Here is a 22127-nt window from a genome sequence, read left to right as displayed (position 1 = left end):
GATGCGCCGTTCGATCCTTCTCGCCGGCCTTGCGCTGATCGCCGCGCCGCTCGCCGCGCAAACCCCGCCGCTGGCGCTCCCTGCGCCGCCGATCGGGGCTCCCAAGCCGTTCATGGTGCCGGCTTCGGAAACCTATACCCTGCCCAATGGCATGGGCGTGACGCTGATCCCCTATGGCAATGCGCCCAAGGTCACGATGGTGTTGCAGGTCTATGCCGGCAATCTGGAGGAGGGGCGCGATCCGTGGCTCGCCGATCTGGCCGGCAGCATGATGAAGGAAGGGGCGGGCAGTCGCGATTCCGCGGCGCTTGCCACCGCCGCCGCTGGCATGGGCGGCAATCTGGGCGTGCGGGTCGGCTATACCGGCACGTCGATCAGCATGAGCGGCCTGAGCGAATTCGCACCGCAGGCGGTGGCGCTGATCGGTGACGTCGCCCGTCGTCCGACCTTTCCGGCCGGCGAGTTCGATCGTGTCAAGGCGAACAGCGCCCGCTCGCTGACCCAGTCGCTGGCGCAGCCGGGGATGCTCGCCGACTACGCGCTGGCCCGCGCGACCTATGGCGACCATCCCTATGGTCGCATCCTGCCGACCCCTGCGCAGCTGAACGGCTATACGCTCGATCAGGTGAAGCGCTTCTATGCCACCAATTTCGGTGCGCAGCGCGCGCGGCTGTATGTCGCGGGACGGTTCGATCCGGCGCAGGTGAAGGCCGCTGTGCAGCAGGCGTTCGGCGATTGGCAGAAGGGGCCGGCACGGCTGTCGCTGGTGCCGACCGCCGCGGCGGGACCCCGTGTGTTGCTGGTCGACCGGCCGGATGCGCCGCAATCGACGATCCGGCTCGACTGGGCATCGCCGCTGGCGGGAAGCGACGGCGACATTCCGCTGCGCGTCGCCAATGCGCTGCTCGGCGGCAGCTTCTCGTCGCGGATCACCCGCAATATCCGCGAGGACAAAGGCTATACCTATTCGCCCGGATCGGGCATCGCCCAGCGCCCCGGCGACGCCCGCTGGACGTTCGATGCCGATGTGACGACCGCGGTGACCGGCGCGTCGCTGAAGGAGGTGTTCCACGAAATCCGGACGCTGCAATCGACCCCGCCGAGCGCCGAGGAAGCCGGCGGTATGCGCAGCTACAATGCCGGGCTGTTCGTATTGCGCAGTTCGGACAGCGCCTCGCTGATCGGGCAACTTGCGACGCGCGACGCGCTGGGCCTGCCGGCCGACTGGCTCGACCGCTATGTCCCGGCGACCATGGCGGTCAGCGACGCGCAGTTCAGCAGCGCGATCCGGCAGAGCCTGCCGCTCGACAAGTTCACGCTGGTCGTGGTCGGCGATCTGGTCAAAGTGAAGCCGCAACTGGGCGCACTGCCGGAGCTGAAGGGCGTGCCGGTGCAGACGGTGACGGTCCCGTGAATTGGGAAGCCGGGGCGGCGCGATCCGCCCCGGCGCTACTCGATGACAACCGGGGGTGGCGGCGGCACGTCGGTACCGACGGCTGCTCCCGGCGGTCGGATCGCGAAGCGGATGCGTTCGATACAGCCGCTGGCACCGGTCGTGGACGGTGCGCGACGCGCGGTGCGGACCACCTGCATCGCTTCCCGACCGAAATCCTCGGACGGCTCGCTTGCCAGCACCCGGGTGTTGCCGACTTCGCCCCAAGGGGCGACATCGAACTGGACCACCGCCCATCCTTCGATCGAACGGCGGTTCCACGCCGGCGGATAGATCAGCCGTGGTTGCTGGACCCATGGCGCGGTCGGGCAGTGCGGGGTGGGGCCGAACGCTTCTTCCGGCGGTGCGGGTGGTGCCGCGACCCGGAGCGGGCCGCGCCAATAGGGGTACATGCAGCCGGTGCGCGCACCGGCGACGAACCGGGATTTGGCCACGGCCTTACGCGCCGCCGTATCCAGTGCCGCGTCGCCGGTACCGGCAACGGTCCGAACGTGGATCGGGCGACCCTTTTTGTCGAGGTCGTAACCGGTCATCGACCATTGCCGCTCGCCCGGCGTCCCGGGAAGCTTGTCGAAATCGGGAAAGGCGCGCAACAGGTCCGCCGGATGCGGCCGACGCCGGCAATCGGTATCGGGCGGCGTGATCCGGTCCCAGCCTTCCGGGGGTAACGGGCCACTGCTCGGATCGAGCGAATAGGCCATCAGGTCGGCCCGGTCCGCCGTCGCCAGTGGGGTCAGTTCGAGCGAATAGTCGATCGCGCAGTCGTTTCGCGGACTGCCGGACGCGAACTGTGATGCGGTGAAGGCCGGGATGAGATCGCTGCCGAGCGGGATGAACTCATTGCCGCCCTCCCGCTTGATCGATAGCGGCCGGCCGCTCGCATCGATGCGGAAGCGCAAGGTGGTCGTCTTCAGCGGCACCTCGCCCCAAGCCAGTTCGGGGCGCGACCGGACCAGTCGGACCGGATCGATGACGGTACCGCCGCATCGGACCGGACCGGGCGTCCACCGTGTCAGATGCTGCTGGACGGGCGGCGGCACGACGGACGTGGTAGCCGCCGTCAGGAACAGCGCGAGCGATGCGATTGCCATGGCATGGAGGATGCGGGTGTTTTGTTACCGACGCAAGGCGACGCCGGTCTTCGGTTGCTGCGCGGGCTCGACGATTGGACGTTGCGGGCGTTGCACAAAAAAAGGGGCGACCCGTTGCCGGATCGCCCCTCTTCCTTGTCGGCAAGCCGGGATCGAAGTGAATTCGATCCCGTCGGTCGGGCCTTGCGGCCCGCCGGCCGGCCTTGACGGAGATAGCGGACCCGTGGGGTCCGCTGTCCCGTCTGCGGCTTACTTGACTTCGACGGTTGCGCCGGCGCCTTCGAGCTGCGCCTTGATCTTGGCGGCTTCGTCCTTGTTGATGCCTTCCTTGACGGCCTTCGGAGCGCCTTCGACCAGCGCCTTGGCTTCGGTCAGGCCGAGACCGGTGATGGCGCGGACTTCCTTGATGACGTTGATCTTCTTGCCACCGTCGCCGGTCAGGATGACGTCGAATTCGGTCTGCTCTTCAGCAGCCGGGGCAGCGGCACCACCGCCAGCGGCCGGAGCGGCGGCAACGGCAGCAGCGGCCGAAACGCCCCACTTTTCTTCGAGCAGCTTCGAGAGTTCAGCTGCTTCGAGGACGGTCAGTTCGCTCAGCTGGTCGACGATTGCGTTGAGGTCAGCCATGATATTCTCCGTAAATCAGATAGGGGTAAAGGGGTCGGAAGCCGCCGATCAGGCTGCGTCCTTCTCCGCATATGCCGACAGGACCCGGGCGATCTGTGCCGCGGGAGCCTGGGTGATGGTCGCCAGCTTCGTTGCCGGGGCAACGATGAGGCCGACGATCTTGGCGCGCAGTTCGTCGAGCGACGGCAGCGAGGCGAGTGCCTTGATACCTTCCGCATCGAGGAGCTGGCCGCCCATCGCGCCACCGACGATCTCGATCTTGTCGTTCGTCTTGGCGAAGTCGTTGATGACCCGTGCCGCGGCAACGGGGTCGGTCGACGTCGCAAGCGCCGTCGGGCCGGTCAGCAGGTCGGCGATCACCGCGTACGGCGTGCCTTCGGCTGCGATCCGGGCAAGACGGTTCTTCGAGACCTTGTAGCTCGCGCCGGCGTCACGCATCTTGTTACGCAGGCCCGTCGACTGTGCGACGGTCATGCCGAGGTTGCGGGTGACGACCACCACGCCGACCTCGTTGAAGGTGCGGTTCAGCTCGGCGACGGCTTCACTCTTCTGAGTGCGATCCATGCCGTTCTCCTTAACTGGGGCGTATTTCCGACAATTCGGAAAACGCCCGCGAACAATCCGCCCGCCGCAGATGCGACAAACGGGGCGACAGTCCGTGAAGGGGCATGGTCGCCATGCGAAGAAACCGGGCAGTCGCGCGGATTTCCCATGGCTGGCCCGGCGTCGCATAAAGCTGCGCCCGGCGAGTTAACGCATTCCCCGCCTCGGCAGGACATTAAGCGGGAAACCCGCACCTGCTGTCTCGGACGGACGTCGGACATGGACGAATCCAGCCACGACGCTTGGTGGCGCGCTTATGCCGGGCACGTCCGCGAGTCAAGCGCGGGAAGCGGCTTGACCTTCTGCCGCGACGCTTCATTGGTCCTATAAACCGACGGGGGCGGCATGACGCGCAGGACGCTGGAAATCTGTATCGACAGCGTCGCGGGATGCGATGCGGCCATTGCCGGGGGAGCGGACCGGATCGAACTTTGCGGCGCGCTGTCGGTGGGCGGGCTGACGCCCTCGCCGGGACTGGCGGCGCTGGTCGTCGCGCGGGCGCGGGCGGCGGGGGTTCGGGTCCATGCGATGGTCCGGCCGCGTGCGGGTGACTTTGCCTATGATGCCGGCGAAGTCGCGACCGCGATCACCGATGCGCAGGCGCTGATCGCCGCCGGGGTCGACGGGCTGGTGTTCGGCGCGGCGCGGGATGGCGCGATCGACGAAGCGGTCCTTCGCGAATGGGTCGCGGCGGTGCGCGCGGTCCGCGACGATATCGACCTGACGCTGCACCGCGCGGTCGACCTGCTGCCCGATCCGGTGGCAGCGATCGAACCGGCGGTGGCGCATGGCTTTGCCCGCATCCTGACATCGGGTGGCGCAGTGCGTGCTCTCGATGGGGCGGCGGTGATCGCCGCGATGCACCGCGCGGCGGCGGGGCGGATCGCGGTGATGCCGGGATCGGGCGTCCGGCCCGACAATGTCGTGGCATTGCTGTCGGCGACCGGCGCGGTGGAGGTCCATGCCTCGGCCGGGGTCGCGGTCCCGCAGGACGATGCGCGTGTCCAGGCGCTCGGCTTTGCCGGGCCGGGACTGGCGCGGACCGATGAGACGGTCGTGCGGGCGCTGCGCGCCGCGATCGATGGATAACGGGAGAGATCGGATGACGTTCATGCCGCTGGGACGCCGCGCCCTGCTGACCGGAAGCGCGGGCACGCTGGCGGCGGCGACGCTGCCGACGCGCGCGCTCGCCGCCCCGCGCGATGCGGAGCAAAGCGGGCTGCTCCATGGTCTGGCCCCGCGCGACGGCCTGTTCGAACGGTTGCCGGTCGAGGACCCGTCGCGGACGCTGCTCGCGCTGGGCTGGCTGTTCCATGAAGGCGACATCGTCGCGCCGCCGCCGGTCACCCATGACGATACCTATGGCAATGCCAAGGCCGGCAACGCGCGCGGCGCGGCGGCGATGGATTATGACGACAGCGACTGGGCGGCGGTGACGCTGCCGCACGACTGGGCGTCGGCGCAGGGCTTTGTCGAGACCGCGAACGTCGCACAGGGGTATCGCCCGCGCGGGATCGGCTGGTATCGCCGGACGCTGCGGCTCGACCCCGCCGATCGCGGCAAGCGGCTGGAACTGCATTTCGGCGCGATTGCGACGGCGGCGACGATCTGGATCAACGGCAGCATCGTCGCGCGCAACTTCTCGGGCTATAACGCGATTGACATCGATCTGACGCCGTTCGCGCGGTTCGGCGACGAACTGAACGTCATCGCGATCCGCGTCGACGCCAATGCCATGGAGGGTTGGTGGTACGAGGGCGCGGGCCTGTACCGCCATGTCTGGCTGTCGAAGCGCGCGCCGGTGTCGATCGCGACCGACGGCGTGCATTGCGATCCGCGCGCCGGCAGCGACGGGCGCTGGAGCGTGCCGGTTACCGTCGCGCTGAACAGTATCGCCCGCGAAATGGCGGCGGCGAACTTGCTGGTCGACCTGCTCGACCCCGCCGGAAAGGTCGTCGCCAGCGCACGCGGGCAGGCGCAGTTGCCGCCGCTGGGCGAGGCGGAGGTCACTCTGTCGCTGCCGGTCGCCGATCCGCAGCGCTGGTCGATCGAGACGCCGACGCTCTACACCGTGCGCGTCACGACGGATGCCCCGGGCGGTGGCGACGAACGCCGTATCGCGATCGGCTTCCGCACGATCCGCTTCGATGCCGCACAGGGATTTTTCCTGAACGACAAGGCCGTGAAGCTGAAGGGCGTATGCCTGCATCAGGACCATGCCGGGGTCGGCGTGGCGGTGCCCGACGCGTTGCTGGCGTGGCGGCTGCAACGGATGAAGGATACCGGCGTCAACGCCATCCGCTGTTCGCACAATGCGCAGGCCGACGCCTTCTACCAGCTTTGCGACCGGATGGGGTTCGTCGTCATGGACGAAAACCGCGTCTTCAATCCCGCACCCGAGAATATGGCGCAGCTGGAATGGCTGGTCCGCGCGCATCGCAATCATCCCAGCATCATCCTGTGGTCGGTGTTCAACGAGGAACCGATGCAGGGCACCGAGGCGGGCGTCGAGATGGTGCGGCGGATGGCAGCGCAGGTCCATGCGCTGGACGACAGCCGGCCGGTGACGGCGGCGATGAACGGGTCGTTCTATGACCCCAAGAACGTGTCGAGCGTCGTCGACGTCATGGGGTTCAATTACTATCAGGGCGATTACGACAAGTTCCACGCGCTGAACCCTGCAAAGCCGAGCACGTCGTCGGAAGATACCAGCGCGTTCATGACGCGCGGAGCCTATACTACCGACAAGGCCGCGCACGTCATGTCGTCGATGGACGACGAGGCGGCACCATGGGGCGCGACGCACCGCGATGCATGGGCGGAGATCGCCAAGCGCCGCTTCATCGCCGGCGGGTTCGTGTGGACCGGGTTCGACTATCATGGCGAGCCGACGCCGTTCACCTGGCCGACCATCGCCAGCTTTTTCGGCATTCTCGACCTGTGCGGCTTTCCCAAGACCGCGTACGACATCCACCGCGCGCACTGGATCGACGATCGGGCGGTGGTCGGCGTCGCCCCGCACTGGACATGGCCGGGCAGGGAGGGGCAGCCGATCGCGCTGCTGGTCACCAGCAACGCCGAACGCGTCCGGCTGGTGCTGAACGGGCGGATGATCGGCGAGCAGGCGGTCGACCGGATCATGGGCAATCGCTTCACATTGCCCTACGCACCGGGCAGGCTGGAGGCCGTGGCGCTGAGCGGCGGGCGCGAGGTCGCGCGGGCGGTGCACGAGACGGCGGGACCGGCGGTCGCGCTGCGGCTGACCCCGGCGCGGCGGCAGATGCTGGGCGATAACGAGGATGTCGTGCCGGTCACGATCGACGCGATCGATGCGAAGGGGCGGCATGTCCCCACCGAGAACCGGATGACCCGCTTCACCATCGACGGCGCGACGCTGATCGGCGTCGGCAACGGCGATTCCAACAGCCATGAAAGCGAAAAGGCACCGCAGCGGTCACTGTTCAACGGCCTCGCGCAGATGCTGGTGCAGGCAGGCGAGGGGCGCGGCAAGGTGACGATCGTCGCCAGTGCCGAGGGACTGCGGCCGGCGCGGCTGGTGATCGACCGGGTGGCGGCGACCCCGCGAGCGCAGGTGACGGTGACGCCGCCGGGGGCGTTCATTCTGGGCTGGCGACGGTCGCCATCGTTCGCGACCGCGCCCGATCCGGTGCTGATGCCGCCGGTGAACGACAATAACAGCTGGGACTTCACCCGCAGCGGCACGCCCGCCGTACCCGAGGCCGGGCCGTCGTTCCGCCTGTACCGCGCGGCGCTGCCGGTGCGGCGGCGGGTGGTGGCGGAAGGGGGCACGCTGAGCTTCGCGCAGATCGAGGGGCGGGCGACCGTCTATGTCGACGGACGGCAGGTCGCGATGAAGTCCGATCCGACGCCTGCGCCGTTGGTGGTGCCGGTGCCCGCCGGGGCGAAGGGGGTTGCGGTACTGGTCGAGGCGGTGCCGGGTGCGCGGTCGGGGATTACCGGGGCGGCGCGGCTGGCGCCGAAGGGTTAGGGTGCCCGACCCCGGCCGGGGTCGGGCAGAGCCTGTCGAAGACCGCCCTCCCTCCCCGGTTGCTCGAAGCTGCTTGAACCGAACGGGGAAGGATGAGCGGTTCTATCTCACCGGAACGCCCCGATCCCCGCGACGGCGATCGCCGGTGCCGGCACCGCCGGCTGCGGGAAGGCGAAGCGGAGGTAGCGGGCGGCGCGGGCCTTCGGGAAGGGTAGGCGCTGCGTCGCGCGGGCGTAGTTAATGTTCTGGAACTCGCCTTCGCCGCCCGGCGTCCATGTCTTGCCGTCGACGCTGGTTTCCACGCGGTATTTCATTGGCGGGGCAGCGTTCGGATCGACGTGGCGGGTCGGCGTCAGGGTGAAGCCGGCCAGCGTCTCGCTACGGCCCATGTCGATGGTCAGCGATGCCGGTGCGGGGCTGGTCCAGGCGGTGCGGGGCGAGGCGTCGAGGATCGCTTCGCCGCCGGGCGCGCTGGCGGCGGTTACCTTCCACCCCGCCCGGTCGACGATGCTCGCGTCGGTGACCTTCAGCGGCGGCAGGTCGACGGGCGCGACCGAGCGGAACAGCGCAAATTCGCGGATCGCCGGACCGGCTTCGGCGGCGACGGTGCGGAAGCGCACGCGGCGGGGGCTGATCGGTTGGGGCAGGCGGACGAGGCGCTGGGGCCCGACCATGTCCTTTTCGGCGACGGTCGTCCATTGATCGCCGCCGTCCGACACGTCGATCGCGAAGCGGGTGACGCGCAGGCCCAGCGGCAACCATTCCTGCAAGCGCACCGTGTCGAAGCTGCGGCCGGGCGGCAGGTCGAGGATAAGGCTGGCATTTCTGGCTTCCGGCGGGGCGAGCCAATAGGTGTCGGGATTGCCGTCATTGACGTTGCGGGCGGAAGTGCCCGACAGGTCGGCGCTGGCGGTCGCGACCGCGCCATCGGCCTGGTTGTTGGCGAAGGTTGCACGTAGCGCGTTGCCGAACGCGGTCAGGCTGGCGACGTCGCGGTCGTGGATGCGACCGCGGCGATCGGGGGGCAGGTTCAGGTGCAAGGTCGTGCCATGGCCGACCGAATTATCGTACATCTCCATGATTTTGCTGGGTAATTTTACCTGAGCATCCTCATCGGCGTGATAGAACCAGCCCGGCCGGATCGACACGTTGGTCTCCGCCGGCCACCACAATTCGGCCCCCCGCACGCCGGTATTGCCCTTGGCCTGATCGTACGGCTCGTTGGGCATGGTCGGCCAGCAGGGATCGGCGGCGTGGCCGTCCTCGTTGCCGACCCAGCGGATATCGGCCCCGAGCGGATCGAAGGTGCAGGCGTCCGGTTGCAGGTCGTGGACCAGCTTCACGATCGACGGCCAGTCATAATATTGAACCGCATCGATTTTCCGCGTCTCGCGCGCGCCGCCATAATAGCCGTCGCCGCCATTCGCGCCATCGAACCACACTTCGAACAGATTGCCGTAGCGGGTGCAGAGTTCGGTCAGCTGCGCGCGATAATAGGTGATGTAGCCGGGCGTGCCGTAATCGGCGCGGTTGCGGTCCCATGGGGACAGGTACACGCCGAAGTTGATCCCGCCGCGCCGGCATGCCGCCGCCAGTTCGCCGACGATATCGCCCTTGCCCTGTTTATAGGGCGAATTGCGGATGCAATGTTCGGTCAACATCGTCGGCCACAGGCAGAAGCCGTCATGATGCTTGGCGGTCAGGATCAGCCCGGTGAGTTCGCCGGCCTTGGCCGCCGCCACGATCTGGTCGGGGTCGAAATCGGTCGGGTTGAACAGGGCGGGGTCTTCGTCGCCATAGCCCCATTCCTTGTCGGTGAAGGTGTTGATCGAGAAATGGATGAAGCCGTACTGGCGGCGATCATGCCATTTGAGCTGGCGGGGCGAGGGGGTGGCCCCCCATGGCGCAGGCAGGACGTGCCAGTCGCGCGCGGCAGCGACGCCGGGCGTGGTGCGCGGGGTGCAGGCGGCGGCACCGGCGATCAGGCTGCTGCCCATCAGGCTGCGGCGGGAAAACTTCATTGCTCTGCTCCGGGGGCTTTGGGTTCGGGGGAAAGGGGTTCGGGGATAAGCCACGTCTGCGCGATCTGATGACCGCGCCCGCCGCCGCCGATGCCGGCTGGACGGTGCCATTCGAGGGTCAGCGCACCATCGGCGGTAAGGGTTTGCGGGATCAGGGTTTCGACCGTTTCACGATCGCCCTTGCGCGTGCGAAAATCGTGGAGTTCGACGCCGTCGCCGGCCAGGCGCATCGGCAGCGCATAGTCCTCGCCCGCCCAGCGCGCGATCAGGCGGTAGCGGCGACCTCGCTCCAGCCCGGTGTACGACAGGCGGACGGGGGTTTCGTACAGCCCCTCGGCATAGCTCAGGTCCGCCATGCGCCAGCCCTGATCGGGGATATGGTCGGCGACGCCGTCGATCGCGCTGGCTAGCGATTGCGGATCGGCGTCGAACCCTGCGCCGCGCACCAGATGCGGTTCGGCGGTCGGGTCGCCGAGATCGTCGTAGAGCGCCATGTCGCGGCTGCGCCACGGATCGCCGATCGCATAGAGGCGGGCGGCGGCGTCCGGCCGGGTCAGTGCCTCGGCCATCGCCGCTTCGACGGACGTGCGGTCGTTGAGCTGGATATCGGCGCGATCGAGATTGGCACCGCGTTCCCAGTTGGAGGCACCGTGGCGCGGGACCGACAACTGCATCCGCGCGCGCCGCCACAGCCGGTCGGCGATGGCGGTCAGGTCGGCACGCAGCGGCGCGATCATCGCCGGTTCGGGCCGGGCATAGGCGAAGCGCGCGGCGACGACGGCCGGTTCGGCCCCGGTGGCGGGTGCCTGACGCAGCGTCCAGAGCGCCTCGCCCTGTGCGGCCCTTGCGGCGATCAGGCGGTGGCGGACCAGCGCGTCATAGGTGGCGCGGTAGCGATAGAGGTCGATGCGCCAGTCGGCCCATCGGGCGGGTTTCAGGTCGGCGACCAGCCGGGCGGTGGCATCGATCCCGGCATTGGCCGACGGATCGCCGTTCCAGTTCGTTTCCAGCGCGTGCGGTACGGCGGCGAAGGCCATGTCGCCGACGAACATCCGGGCATAGTCGGCGGCGATATCGGTGGCGGGGATCGCCGGGTTCCAGCCGAGGCGGAACCACTGGCTCACGTTCCAGTCGTCATTGACCCCCTCGCTATAGGTCACGAAGCCGCGCGTTTGCGGGGCGAGATAGTTGAAGATGCGCTGGGTCGCGGCGGGGCGGGGGTTCACCGGCTCGCGGCCTTGCGTGAGCGCGAACGCAGGATGCCAGTCGGGGATCGGGAATTGCGCGTGCATGGTGTGCGCGGTGTCGGGATAGGTTTCGATCGGGTAACGGCCGGCGATGCGGCGGCGATGCTCGGCGATGCTGTCGCGGGTCTGCGGACCGACGAAGATCGCGGTCAGCCAGCGCGGGTTCTTGGCGAGTTGGGCGTGGAAGGCGTTCAGGCCGGCGGCATCGAAGCCTTGGGTCGAGAGCAGGACCTCGGCCTTTGCGAAACGTTGGCGGAGGGTTCCGGCGATGCGTTCGGCGACCGGGAACAGCCGGTCGGGGGCGGTGTGGCCGGGGTCGCCGCCGGGAATGTAGAGCGCGTCGAGCACGGGGAGCTTGGCGGCGAGCGTCGCGAAGTCGGCGACTTCGGCGTCGGCGCTACCGGGTTTCTCGTAATCGCGCAGCAGCGGATAGAAGAGCGCGACGTCGAGGCCGAGGCGGTGGGTGGCGGCAGCGACCGCGATCAGGGTTTCGGTGGCGGGGAGCGGGGAGAGCGGCGAGGTGGCGGCATCGTCCGACACCGGCGCGACGAACTGGATGCGGTTGCCGCCGAGCAGTGCGACATCCTCGATGCGGCGGGTCAGCATCGGCACGTCCCACGCGTCATAGCTGTTGTTCTTGGCGCGGTAGCCGATCTGGGTGCCGCGGATCGCCATCGTCGGGGTTTCGGTGACGTTGGTCGGGTTGGTGAGGGTCAGGTCGTCGAGATTGCGGAGCAGCCAGCCGGCGGCGTAGAGGCGCGCGCGGGTGGTCGCGGCGCGGATGGTGATCGTGCGGGGGGTGGTGGTGATGGCGAAGGCTTCGGGGGTCATCCGGGCGGAGGCGAAACGGATGGTGACCGGAACCGCGCGCACTCCGTATCCCCGCGCAGGCGGGGATCCAGAGTGGGACTCACAACCGTCGGTTCTGCTTGGCTCTGGACCCCCGCCTGCGCGGGGGTACGCTGGCTGGCGGGGCATGGTGCCTGCCGCTACTTCGTCATTCCGGCGAAGGCCGGAATCCATTGTATCGGGTGTTCTCGGCTCTTTCGCTGCCGTCTGCCCATCCATGGATCCCGGCTTTCGCCGGGATGACGGGGAAGGGCAGACCGCGCCGCGCTCCTGCAACCGCTCTCGCAGCACTTGCGCCGCCGGGTCGGTGCCGACAACGCAGGCGATATCCAGCGGCATGACGACCGGCGCGGCGGTGGCGAGAAGGGCGGCGGCGATCATGCGTGGCCGGGCCGGTCCTTGGGATCGCGACCGAACGCCCTGTTGGGTTCGGCCGACATCTCGAACACCAGCCGCCCGCCCTTCGCCAGATCGGCATGGGCGATCCAGCTTTTTGTCCATGGCCGTCCGTTCCACGTGACGCTACGGACATAGGGTTTGTCGGGGGCGTTGCCGCGCGCCTCGACGATCAGCCGCTTGCCGCTGCCGACCTGTACCGTCGCGCGGTCGAACAGCGGGCTGCCCAGCACATAGGTCGCGCTGACCGGGTCGACCGGGTAGAAGCCGAGCGCGGAGAGCAGATACCAGGCGCTCATCTGGCCGCAGTCGTCGTTGCCGATGATGCCGTCGGGGCGGTCATGGTACATGTCGGTCAGCAGGCGGCGGACCATCGCCTGCGTCTTCCACGGCGCGCCGCACCACGCGTACATATAGGCGACATGGTGGCTGGGTTCGTTGCCGTGCGCATATTGCCCGACCAGTCCCGAAATGTCGGGCGGGGCGTCGGCGGGGAGTTCGGAGGAGGCGGTGAACAGCCCGTCCAGCTTCGCCTCGAACGCGGCGTCGCCGCCCATCGCCGCGATCAGGCCTTGGATGTCGTGCTGGTTGAGGAAGGTCGCCTGCCAACCATTGCTCTCGGTAAAGTCACGCCATTTCTTCGAATGGCCGAGCGCATTGGGGGCATAGGGTTCGGCCCAGCTGCCATCGGCCAGCCGTCCGCGCGCGAAGCCGATCTTCGCATCGAACACGTTGCGCCAGTTGCCCGACCGTTTGCGCAAGCGGGCGGCCCCGGCGGCGTCGCCCGCCGCATCGGCGATGAACGCGCCGGCATAATCGTCGTAGGCGAATTCCAGCGTCTTCGACACGCTTTCGAAGATGCGGTCGGCGGGCGCATAGCCGAGTTCGTCATAGGCGCGCACGCCGATGCTGTTGTCGAGATTGGGCGTCGACCAGTCGAACGAACGCTTGCTTACCCCGCCCCATGCCGCGGCATAATCGGCGGCGACGCCCTTCGCGCGGGCTTCGGCGAGGACGGGAACGGCGTGCCAGCCGATCATCGTGCCGGTCTCGACCCCCTGCAGCGGCCAGACGGGCGGGCCGAACGGGCTTTGCTGCGTCTGGCGGATCAGGTCGCGGGTGAAGGCTTGCGTCAGCGTCGGACGGATCAGTGTCTGGAGCGGGTGGAAGGCGCGGTACGTGTCCCAGAGCGAATAGGCACTGTACGCCGCCTCGCTCTTCGGCACGGAATGCACCTGCCGGTCGAGGCCGATGTAGCGACCGTCGCTGTCGGAGAAGAGCGTCGGCCCGATCGACGCGTGGTAGAGCGCCGAGGCGGCGACGGTGCGTTGCTGCGCAGTGCCGCCCTCGAACCGGATCAGGTCGAGTTCGCGCGCCCATGCGGCGCGTGCCGACCGGGCGTAGCGATCGAAATCCCAATGCTTCGCTTCGGTGGTCAGGTTCGCTTTCGCGCCCGCGAGGTCGACGGCGGAAATACCGGTGCGGATGACGATCGGCGCGGCACCGGCGTCGTCATAATGCAGCACGGCTTTCAGGCGTTTTCCGGTGACGCGTTGGTCACCGGCGGGCGTGTCGTTGTCGCCGAAGAATTCGATGCGGTCGGGCTGGCGCGACAACTGCATCGCGAAGAAGATGCGGCGGCCCTTCGCCCAGCGGAACACGCGACGGGTGCCGGTGATGCTGCCATCGGGTTCAAGGGTGAGCGCGGCTTCGTCGATATAGGGGCGCTGGTTCGGCCCCTCCATCACCAGATGCGACAGGTCGATCAGGATATGGCCGGGGCCGGCCGGAAAGCGATGACGCTGGATGCCGGTGCGGTCGGTGACGGTCAGTTCGGACCGGACGCCGCTTTCGAGAGTGACGGCATAGTAACCGGGTTCGGCGACCTCGTTCGAGAAACGCTGGCGATAGCCCTTGTCGGGGTCGTCGAGCGGGCCGCCGTCGAGTTGGACAGGGCCACGCGTCGGCACAACCAGCACGTCGAGCATGTCGCCGATGCCGGTGCCTGACAGGTGCGTGTGGCTGAAGCCGAGGATCGAGCCGTCATCCTTGTGATAGCCCGAACAGGTCGCCCAGCGCGCGGTGTCGGTGTCGGGGGACAGCTGCACCATCCCGAACGGCATGGTCGCGCCGGGGAAGGTATGGCCGTCGCCGCCGGTGCCGATGAACAGGTCGGGGCGGGCGGGCGCGGTGCCGGCCGCACCGACCGGCAGGGCATCGATCAGCGCCAGTGCGGCGGTGCCGCCGAGCAGGGCGCGGCGGGAAAGCGTCGTCATTTCGGCAACTCCTGCGTGCCCGCGATGGTGAAGGCGATGTCCTGTCCGGCGGTGCTGCCGGGTTGGCCGCCGCCGATGAACAGGTGGTAATCGCCCGGCCGCACCGCGCGGGTGCCGTCGAGCGATACGGTGCTGAGCAGGCGCGGGTCGAGGGTGAAGGTCACGGTCTTGGCCTGTCCGGGTTTCAGCGCGACGCGCTGGAAGGCGACTAGGCTGTGGCGCAGGACCGGGTCGTTCCATGCGCCGACCTTGTTGAGGGCAGCGGGGGCGATCAGATAGGCTTGCGCGACCTCTTCGCCGGCGCGTTTGCCGGTGTTGGTGATGCGCGCGGTGACGGTCAGGGGCTGGCCGGCGGTCAGGGTCGCCGGGGCCTTCGCGTCGGCATAGGCGTAGCTGGTGTAGCTGAGGCCATGGCCGAAGCCCCAGAGCGGCTGGCCGTCGAAATAGCGATAGGTCCGGCCCTTCATATTATAGTCGACGAAGGCGGGCAGGTCGCTGGTCCTGGCGTAGAAGGTGACCGGCAGGCGGCCCGACGGGTTGGTCGTGCCGTCGAGGACGTCGGCGATGGCGGTGCCGCCTACCTCGCCCGGATACCAGCCGGCGACGATCGCGTCGGCATGTTGCTTGGCCCATTCCATCGCCACCGCGCTGCCCGACAGCAGGACGACGATCAGCGGTTTGCCCGATGCCTTGACCGCTTCGAGCAGTTGCTGTTGCGCCGCCGGCAGGGCGATGTCGGTGCGGTCGCCGCCCGAGAAGCCGGCGACTTCGAGGCGGAGTGCCTCGCCCTCGACCGCCGGGGACAGGCCGACGAACGCGACGACCGCGTCGGCATTCTGCGCAGCGGCGACGGCCTGTGCGCGCTGTGGGGCGGCGGGCGCGATCCATGTCAGGCGGATGCTGTCGTCGGTGCTGGCATGGGTCAGGTCGAGGCGGAAGGGTTTCGGGCTGGCATCGGCGAAGTCGAGCGTCGCCTCCGTCCGTTCGGACTTGCTGTCGTTGGCCGCGCCCTCGACGGCGGCGGTGCCGGTGGCGCTCAGCACGTCGCGGCCATCGACCCACAGCTTCACCGCGTCGCGGCCCGAACATTTGTCCCAGCAGCGGTTGATGTCGATGCGCAGCGTGTAGCGGCCCGGCCCCGGCGGGGTCAGGCTACCGGTCCAGCGGACGCCGTAGCGGTCGACCGGCAGCTTCGGCGTGGGGCTGGTCCGCCGCCAGTTGAAATCGATCGTGCGGTCGGTGCGGGTCAGGACGGGCGCGCCGGTCATCGCCGGATCGGCGAAATACTCCGCCTTGAGGCCCGAACCGAAGGCGGTCTGGGGCACGGGCAGGGGCACGCCGTCGGCCAGCGTCGACCCCTGCGCATAGGTGACGGCGAAACGGTCGGTCAGGCCCTTGAGTGGCGTTACGGGATCGGCGGAGGTACCGTTGTAATTGGCCTCCAGCACGTCGAGGCTGTCGGCATTGGGGCCGACGACCGCGATCCGGGCACCGCGCTTCAGCGGCAGGACGCCGTTATTCTGGAGCAGGACCAGCGATTTGCGCGCCGCCTCCAGCGCAAGCGCGCGGTTGGCGGGGGTGTGGAGCGCGCTGGCCGGGATCGAGTCCCAGCGGCTCTTGCTGCCGAACGCGTCGCCGAGGCGCTTGCGGGCTTCGAAGGTACGCTCAAGCGCGCGGTCGACGATGGCAGGCGTGGTCAGGCCGCGTTCGAGCGCCTTGGGCAGCGCGGCATAGGCCGCGCCACAGTTCAGGTCCATGCCGGCATTGATCGCGGCGGCGGAGCCGGCGGCGTTGTCGAGGGCATAGCGTTGATAATGGGCGATGTTGCCGATCGCGTCGCAGTCCGACACGACCAGCCCGTTCCAGCCCCAGTCGCGCCGCAGCCGTTCGTTGAATAGCCAGCCGGCGGCGCAGACCGGGACGCCGTGAATGCCGTTATAGGCGCACATCACCGATTGCGCCTTCCCCTCGGTCAGCGCGCGGCGGAAGGCGGGGAGGTAGGTCGCCTCCATGTCATAGGGTGCGGTCTGGACGCTGAACGCATCGCGGCCCGCCTCCGGCCCGCTATGCGCGACCAGATGTTTCGGCGTGGCGATGACGCGGGGCTGCAGCGGGTCCGGTCCTTGCAGCCCGCGGACATAGCCGACCGCCATCGCGCCGGTCAGCACCGGGTCCTCGCCATAGGTTTCCATGCCGCGCCCCCAGCGCGGATCGCGGAAGATGTTGATGTTGGGCGACCAGAGGGTCAGCCCCTCGTACCGCCGCCGGTTCCTGCCCGGCAGCGCATTGTATTTGGCGCGCGCCTCGGTCGACACGACGGTGCCGATCCGTTCCATCAGCGGCGCGTCCCATGTCGCCGCCAGCCCGATCGCCTGCGGAAAGACGGTGGCGACGCCGTTGCGGGCGAGGCCGTGCAGCGCCTCGTTCCAATAGTCGTAGGCGGGTAGCACGTCGCCCTGTGCCGGGGCGGTGCTTTGCAGCTGCGCCGCCTTTTCCGCCGGGGTCATCGCGGCGATGGTCGCGGCGATCTGCGGATCGGGTTCCGCTGCCCCGGCGAGCAGCGCGAGAAGGATGCTCACTTGTTCGCTCCCAGCGTTTGCAGGCGCAGCGCTTTCCTGAGTGCGCCGGTCGATGCCTTGCCGTCGATCGTCACCGTCACGCTTTCGCCGGGCAGCAGGTCGAGGAAATTGTCCGACGCCTGCACGTCGAGTGTGCCGAAGCCGATCCACAGCGCGCGGGCCAGCCGCTTGGCGGTGATGGTCAGCGCCGGTTTGCCGTCCTGCGTCGACCAGCTGGTGGTAAGTCCCGGATCGGGCAGGTCCATCGCCTTTTCGGGCAGCGCCGATACCAGCGCGCGCGAGGTCGGCTGACCATCGACCAGCAGTTCGAACACCGCGAAGCTGCGTTTGGGATCGGCACCCTTGAACAGATCGGCGTCGGTCAGCGTGGCGATTTTCGTCGACGACAGCGCCGGCAGTTGCACCGCGCGTTCGAACTGGCTGGCGACGCGGCCATCGGCATCGATCGTCCGCACCCGCCAGCGCGCGGTGACCGGCCGGGTCGCGTCGGAAATCAGCGCAACCTCGGTCGGGCCATCGGCCTTGCGTGCCGCCGAGATGGCGAGCGGGGCGAAGAAGCGGCGGGCGGCGAAGTGCAGCGCCTTCCACCGGCCATAATAATCGATGCTCGACCAGGATGCGCCGGGCCACACGTCGTTCAACTGCCAATAGAGCGTGCCGCTGGTCACCGGACGACAGGCGCGGTGGTGGAGCGCGCCCAGCTGGATGCCGTCGGCCTGCATCACCTGACTGAGATAGACGAAGTCGGCGAAGTCGCGGGGTTCACGATAACGCATCCGGATATAGTCGAGCAGCCGCTGTTGCCCGGCACCCTTCAGGAATTTCTGGTGCGCGGTCATGACGGGCGAGTCGATGGCGTAATCGGCGGGTTTCGCGAACTTCGCGATGGTCGCCATGTCGGGCATCGCCTGCAGCCCATATTCGGACATGAAGCGCGGGCAGCTGTCGAGATAGGCGGTGGCGGGCTTCTTGCCGCCCCACACGTCCCAATAATGGCGGTCGCCATTGCCGTCCTGATCGGGCTTGCCCTCGTAATTGGCGCTAGGGCTGCCGGGCCAGTATGGCACGTCGGCATCGCGGGCGGAGGCGGCATCGCGCAGCACACGGTCGAACAGGATCGCCATGCCGACGCCGACGCGTTCCTGTTCGTCGGCCCCGACGCGCTTCTTGAAGGCGGTGCGGTCGCTCCAGCCCTCCCAGCCCGACAGCACTTCGTTATTGCCCGACCACAGCACGATCGAGGGGTGCGCCTGTACGCGGTCGACCTGTTCCTCGGCCTCGATCTTCACGGTCTCGCGATACTCGGGGTCATAGGGGGTGATCGCGCCGCCGAACATGAAGTCGGACCAGATCATCAGCCCCAGCCGGTCGGCGGTGTCGAAGAAGCTGTCGGGCAGGTACATGCCGCCGCCCCAGATGCGCAGCATGTTCATGTTCGCCGCCTGCGCGTCGCCCATGATCTGCGCCATATACGTATCGGTGACGCGCGGGCCGAAGCTGTCGAACGGGATCAGGTTCGCGCCCTTGGCGAAGACGGGCACGCCGTTGATCCTGAACAGGAAACCGCGACCGATCGCATCCTTCTCCCGCACCAGTTCGACGGTGCGGATGCCGGTCGAGCGTTGCTGGCTGTCCACCAGTTCCCCGTCGAGCCGGGTTTCGGTGTCGACGGTGTAAAGCGGCTGCGCGCCATAGCCGGCGGGATACCACAGCTTCGGGTTGGCGATGGCGACGGGTACGCTCACCCGGTTCTCGCCCGCCGTGACCGCGACGGTGCGGGTCGCGCGGACCTTGCTGCCGTCGGGCGCGGTGACGATCGCATCGACCTGCACCGTCGCGTCGCGATCTGCGATCAGCGTCACGTCGGCGGACAGGCGCGCCTCGGCCGGGGTCACCGCCTCCTGCTGGACGCGCAAGCTATCGATGCGGACATCGTCCCATGCATCGACGCGGACCGGTCCATTGGGGCCGACATTGACGATGCGGGGGCCCCAGTCCCAGCCATAATGGTATTTCGGCTTACGGATATAGGGCGAGGTCTGCCGCGCCTCGGGCTCGTCGCCGGCGGTCGAATCATATTCGCCGGGCAGGGGATTTTCGATCTTTGCGACCATCGGCTTGAGCACGCCGAGCGGCGATTTGAACGCGATGCGGATCTCGTTCGCGCCGGTCTTCAGCAGTGGCTTGGCGTCGGCGCGCCAGCGGCGGTGCGCATTGTCGGCGGCGAGCAGCTTGGTGCCGTTGACATACACCTCGGCAAAGGTGTCGAGCCCGTCGAAGACCAGATCGACATGGTCGCGCGCCAGCAGCGCCGGCGTCGCGTTCAGGCGTCCGCGATAGTCCCAGTCGCTGCGCCCGACCCACTGAATCGTCGCCTCGTTCAGCCGGAGGAAGGGATCGGGCGTGATCTTCGCCGCGATCAGATCGGTCTGGACATAGCCCGGCACCCTGGCGGGCAGCCAGCGCGCGGCCTTCGGGTGCTCCTTCGCCGCCGGATCACCGGGGGCGAGCCGAACCTCCCAGCCCTTGTCGAGCGTCACCGTTTCGCGCGGCGCGGCCCAGAGTGCGGCAGGGGCGGCGGCGAGCAACAGGAACAGGGCTGGCTTCACTTGGACTCTTCCAGTTGCAGCGTGTCGATAGTGTAGAAGGGATGCGACAGCGGCGAGGTGAATTGCAGGCACACATCGGCATCGCCCGCCTGTTTGGGGAAACGGCCGGTGAAGTCGAACCGGTTGGGCGCGGTGTCGGGATCGGGCAGCGGGAAGGTCGCGGCGACCACGCCGTCACATCCGCCGACCCGCATCACCAGCTCGCCATATTGCGTGACCGAATAATGCAGGCGGACCTTGCCCTCGTCATGCGCGAGGCCATAGTTGCGCGGCAGGCGCGCGACGGTGACCTTGAACGCCTGTGTGACGTCGAGCGGCATTTTCAGCGCCTGGGTACAGGTGTCGAACAGGTTGACGTTATAGGCGGGCGCATCGCCGCTCTGGCCCGAGACCAGCGGCACGCGCAGGCCCAGCGCCCCCTTGGGACACGCCACCATGTCGTTGCCGCCGGTCGCGCGCAGCAGCGCCGGACGGGTCGCGTCGAAGCGGCGCGGCACGGCGAGCGCATGACCGTCCTTCGCGAACGCCGTGGCCGTGACGACCTGACCCGGCTTCACCGCGATCGGCGCGGCATAGGCGCGCGAGCGGGCGGTCGGCTGGCTGCCGTCAAGCGTGTAGCGGATCGTGCCGGCACCGGTCTGCGTGGCCATCGTCAGCTTGGGCAGCTTCTGACGCAGCACGTCGCCGTTCGACCCATCGAGCGTGTAGCCGACCGCGAAGGCCGCGTCGGCGGCGGCGATCCCCTGCCGCTGATAGCGCAGCATCTGTGGCTGGATGCGTTCGACGAACCCCTTGAAGTCGCGCTTGTCGCGCGGGCTCCACGTAAATTCGGCGATCGCCGACAGGCGCGGGAAGGTGGCGTGTTCCTTCTGCTTCGCCGTCGCCAGATATTCGGACCATGCATTTCCCTGCGCCCCCAGCACGTGCGCGGCGGCCTGTGCCGTCACGCCGGGGCGGACCGGTTCATAGCCATAGACCATCTCTAGCGTCTGGAGCCCGATGCGGCCGGGCGGTTCGTCGCCGGCGGTCGACTGGATATTGTCGAGATAGAGGTTGGGGGCGGGCGACATGACCACGTCATGGCCCTTGTTCGCCGCCTCGACCGCGCCCGCCTCGCCGCGCCACGACATGACGGCGGCGCTGGTGGGCACGTCGCCTTCGAGGATTTCGTCCCAGCCGATCAGGCGGCGATTCTTCGACGCCAGATATTTGCCGAGTTCGGAGATCATCCAGCCCTGCATCTGGTTCTCGGTCTTGAGGCCCAGCGCCTGCATCTGCGCCTGTACCTCGGGCGAACGCTGCCACTGGTCCTTCACCGCCTCGTCGCCACCGACATGGATGAACTGGCCGGGGAAGATGTCGAGCAACTCGTCGAGCACGTTCTTGATGAAGGTCATGCTGCGCGGGGAAGGGGAGAACAGCCACGGATTGACGCCCCAGTCATGCCCGACCGGCGGGCGGTCGCCGAGCACGCCGACCTCTTCCGGATAGGCCGCGACCGCCGCCTGCGCATGGCCGGGCATGTCGATTTCGGGGACGATGGTGATGCCGCGCTCCGCAGCATAGGCGACCAGCTTGCGCAGTTCGTCCTGCGTGTAGAACCCGCCGACCTTCGGACCCGGGGCACCGCCCGCGACGGGGGGAAAGCGGAAGCCGCCGATCTCGGTCAGCTTGGGATAGCGTTTGATCTCGACGCGCCATCCCTGATCGTCCGACAGGTGCATGTGCAGCGTGTTGAGCTTCTGCGCGGCCATGGTGTCGACGATCGGGTAGAGCGTCTCGATCGGCTGGAACGACCGCGTCACGTCGACCATCAGCCCGCGCCAGCGAAAGCGTGGGCTGTCGTCGATGACGGTCGCGGCGATGCGGACCGGCTTGCCGAATTTGGTGTCGGGGCTGAGCAGCTGGGCCAGCGTCATCGCGCCCCAGATCAGGCCCCGGTCGCCGCTGGCGGTGATCGTGATCGCCTTTGGGGTGACGGTCAGGCGATAGGCCTCGTCACCGGTGATCGCCGCATCGCGAACGAAGCGGATCTTGCCGGTGGCGGTGCTGGTCAGGGTCAGCCCGCGATCGACCTTCACCCGGTCGGTCAGCAGCCGCGCGGCGGTGGCGGCGCCGCTATCGCCGGCCGGCACGACGATGCCCGCGCCATCGGCGATGGTGATCGATCCGCTGGCCGGCGCGATCCGCGCGGGCAGGGGCAGGAGCGGGGCGGTCTGCGCATGGACCGGAGCGATGGTCGCGGTGGTCGCGGCAAGCGCCGCCCAGATCAAATGCTTCACGCTGATACTCCCCTGTGGCTGGCACGCCGATTCGCTGTGCCAGGAACTCTAGCGGCCCGAACGAAAAAAGGCCCCGGCAAAGCCG

The 22127-nt window shown here is 68.3% G+C and carries 12 protein-coding genes; 3 read left to right on the top strand and 9 right to left on the bottom strand.

Annotation, left to right across the window (positions count from 1 at the left end; genetic code table 11):
* Position 1: 1 nt before the first annotated feature.
* Entirely contained in the window at positions 2 to 1414 is a 1413-nt protein-coding gene (locus tag ASE70_RS17730; protein WP_056507675.1) for a M16 family metallopeptidase, read from the top strand.
* Between the two features lie 35 nt (positions 1415 to 1449).
* Here ASE70_RS17730 and ASE70_RS17725 read toward each other — a convergent pair whose 3' ends face one another.
* The 3 genes from ASE70_RS17725 to rplJ all read right to left on the bottom strand — a co-directional run bounded on the left by ASE70_RS17725 (position 1450) and on the right by rplJ (position 3735).
* Positions 1450 to 2544, bottom strand: coding sequence for an energy transducer TonB (locus ASE70_RS17725; protein ID WP_056507673.1), 1095 nt, complete (start codon positions 2542 to 2544; stop codon positions 1450 to 1452).
* 249 nt (positions 2545 to 2793) lie between these two features.
* Positions 2794 to 3171: a 50S ribosomal protein L7/L12 gene (gene rplL / locus ASE70_RS17720; protein ID WP_056507669.1), complete on the bottom strand. Its 378-nt coding sequence runs from the start codon at positions 3169 to 3171 to the stop codon at positions 2794 to 2796.
* A 48-nt stretch (positions 3172 to 3219) separates the two neighbouring features.
* Positions 3220 to 3735 (bottom strand): 50S ribosomal protein L10, encoded by a 516-nt coding sequence (gene rplJ, locus ASE70_RS17715; protein ID WP_055761025.1) that lies wholly within the window; start codon positions 3733 to 3735, stop codon positions 3220 to 3222.
* Positions 3736 to 4119: 384 nt separating this feature from the next.
* Between rplJ and ASE70_RS17710 the strand changes: the two genes are divergently transcribed.
* Positions 4120 to 4863: a copper homeostasis protein CutC gene (locus ASE70_RS17710; RefSeq protein ID WP_056507665.1), complete on the top strand. Its 744-nt coding sequence runs from the start codon at positions 4120 to 4122 to the stop codon at positions 4861 to 4863.
* A 22-nt stretch (positions 4864 to 4885) separates the two neighbouring features.
* Positions 4886 to 7783 carry a beta-galactosidase GalA gene (gene galA, locus ASE70_RS17705; RefSeq protein ID WP_156356336.1) on the top strand — a complete coding sequence of 966 codons (2898 nt, stop codon included), beginning with the start codon at positions 4886 to 4888 and terminating at the stop codon, positions 7781 to 7783.
* 107 nt (positions 7784 to 7890) lie between these two features.
* On the opposite strand, the gene ASE70_RS17700 is transcribed toward galA, so the two are convergent.
* The 6 genes from ASE70_RS17700 to ASE70_RS17675 form a co-directional block, all read right to left on the bottom strand.
* Positions 7891 to 9804, bottom strand: coding sequence for an alpha-L-fucosidase (locus ASE70_RS17700; protein WP_082451117.1), 1914 nt, complete (start codon positions 9802 to 9804; stop codon positions 7891 to 7893).
* A complete protein-coding gene (locus ASE70_RS17695; protein WP_056507663.1) occupies positions 9801 to 11924 on the bottom strand; it encodes a hypothetical protein in 2124 nt (707 codons plus the stop codon). Before ASE70_RS17695 ends, ASE70_RS17700 begins: the two co-directional genes overlap by 4 nt.
* A gap of 353 nt (positions 11925 to 12277) precedes the next feature.
* Positions 12278 to 14572: a GH92 family glycosyl hydrolase gene (locus tag ASE70_RS17690; RefSeq protein WP_056507661.1), complete on the bottom strand. Its 2295-nt coding sequence runs from the start codon at positions 14570 to 14572 to the stop codon at positions 12278 to 12280.
* Positions 14569 to 17151: a glycoside hydrolase family 3 C-terminal domain-containing protein gene (locus ASE70_RS17685; RefSeq protein WP_056507660.1), complete on the bottom strand. Its 2583-nt coding sequence runs from the start codon at positions 17149 to 17151 to the stop codon at positions 14569 to 14571. The genes ASE70_RS17690 and ASE70_RS17685 overlap by 4 nt, the downstream gene beginning before the upstream one ends.
* Positions 17148 to 19760: a beta-mannosidase gene (locus ASE70_RS17680; protein ID WP_056507659.1), complete on the bottom strand. Its 2613-nt coding sequence runs from the start codon at positions 19758 to 19760 to the stop codon at positions 17148 to 17150. Before ASE70_RS17680 ends, ASE70_RS17685 begins: the two co-directional genes overlap by 4 nt.
* Complete coding sequence (locus ASE70_RS17675) at positions 19757 to 22042, bottom strand: beta-N-acetylhexosaminidase (protein WP_235520051.1); 2286 nt, start codon at positions 22040 to 22042, stop codon at positions 19757 to 19759. Before ASE70_RS17675 ends, ASE70_RS17680 begins: the two co-directional genes overlap by 4 nt.
* Between the last annotated feature and the right edge of the window lie 85 nt (positions 22043 to 22127).

The sequence above is a fragment of the Sphingomonas sp. Leaf22 genome, assembly GCF_001421715.1.
In the GTDB taxonomy this organism is placed as follows: Bacteria; Pseudomonadota; Alphaproteobacteria; order Sphingomonadales; family Sphingomonadaceae; genus Sphingomonas.
This window is presented reverse-complemented; position numbering and strand designations above follow the sequence as displayed.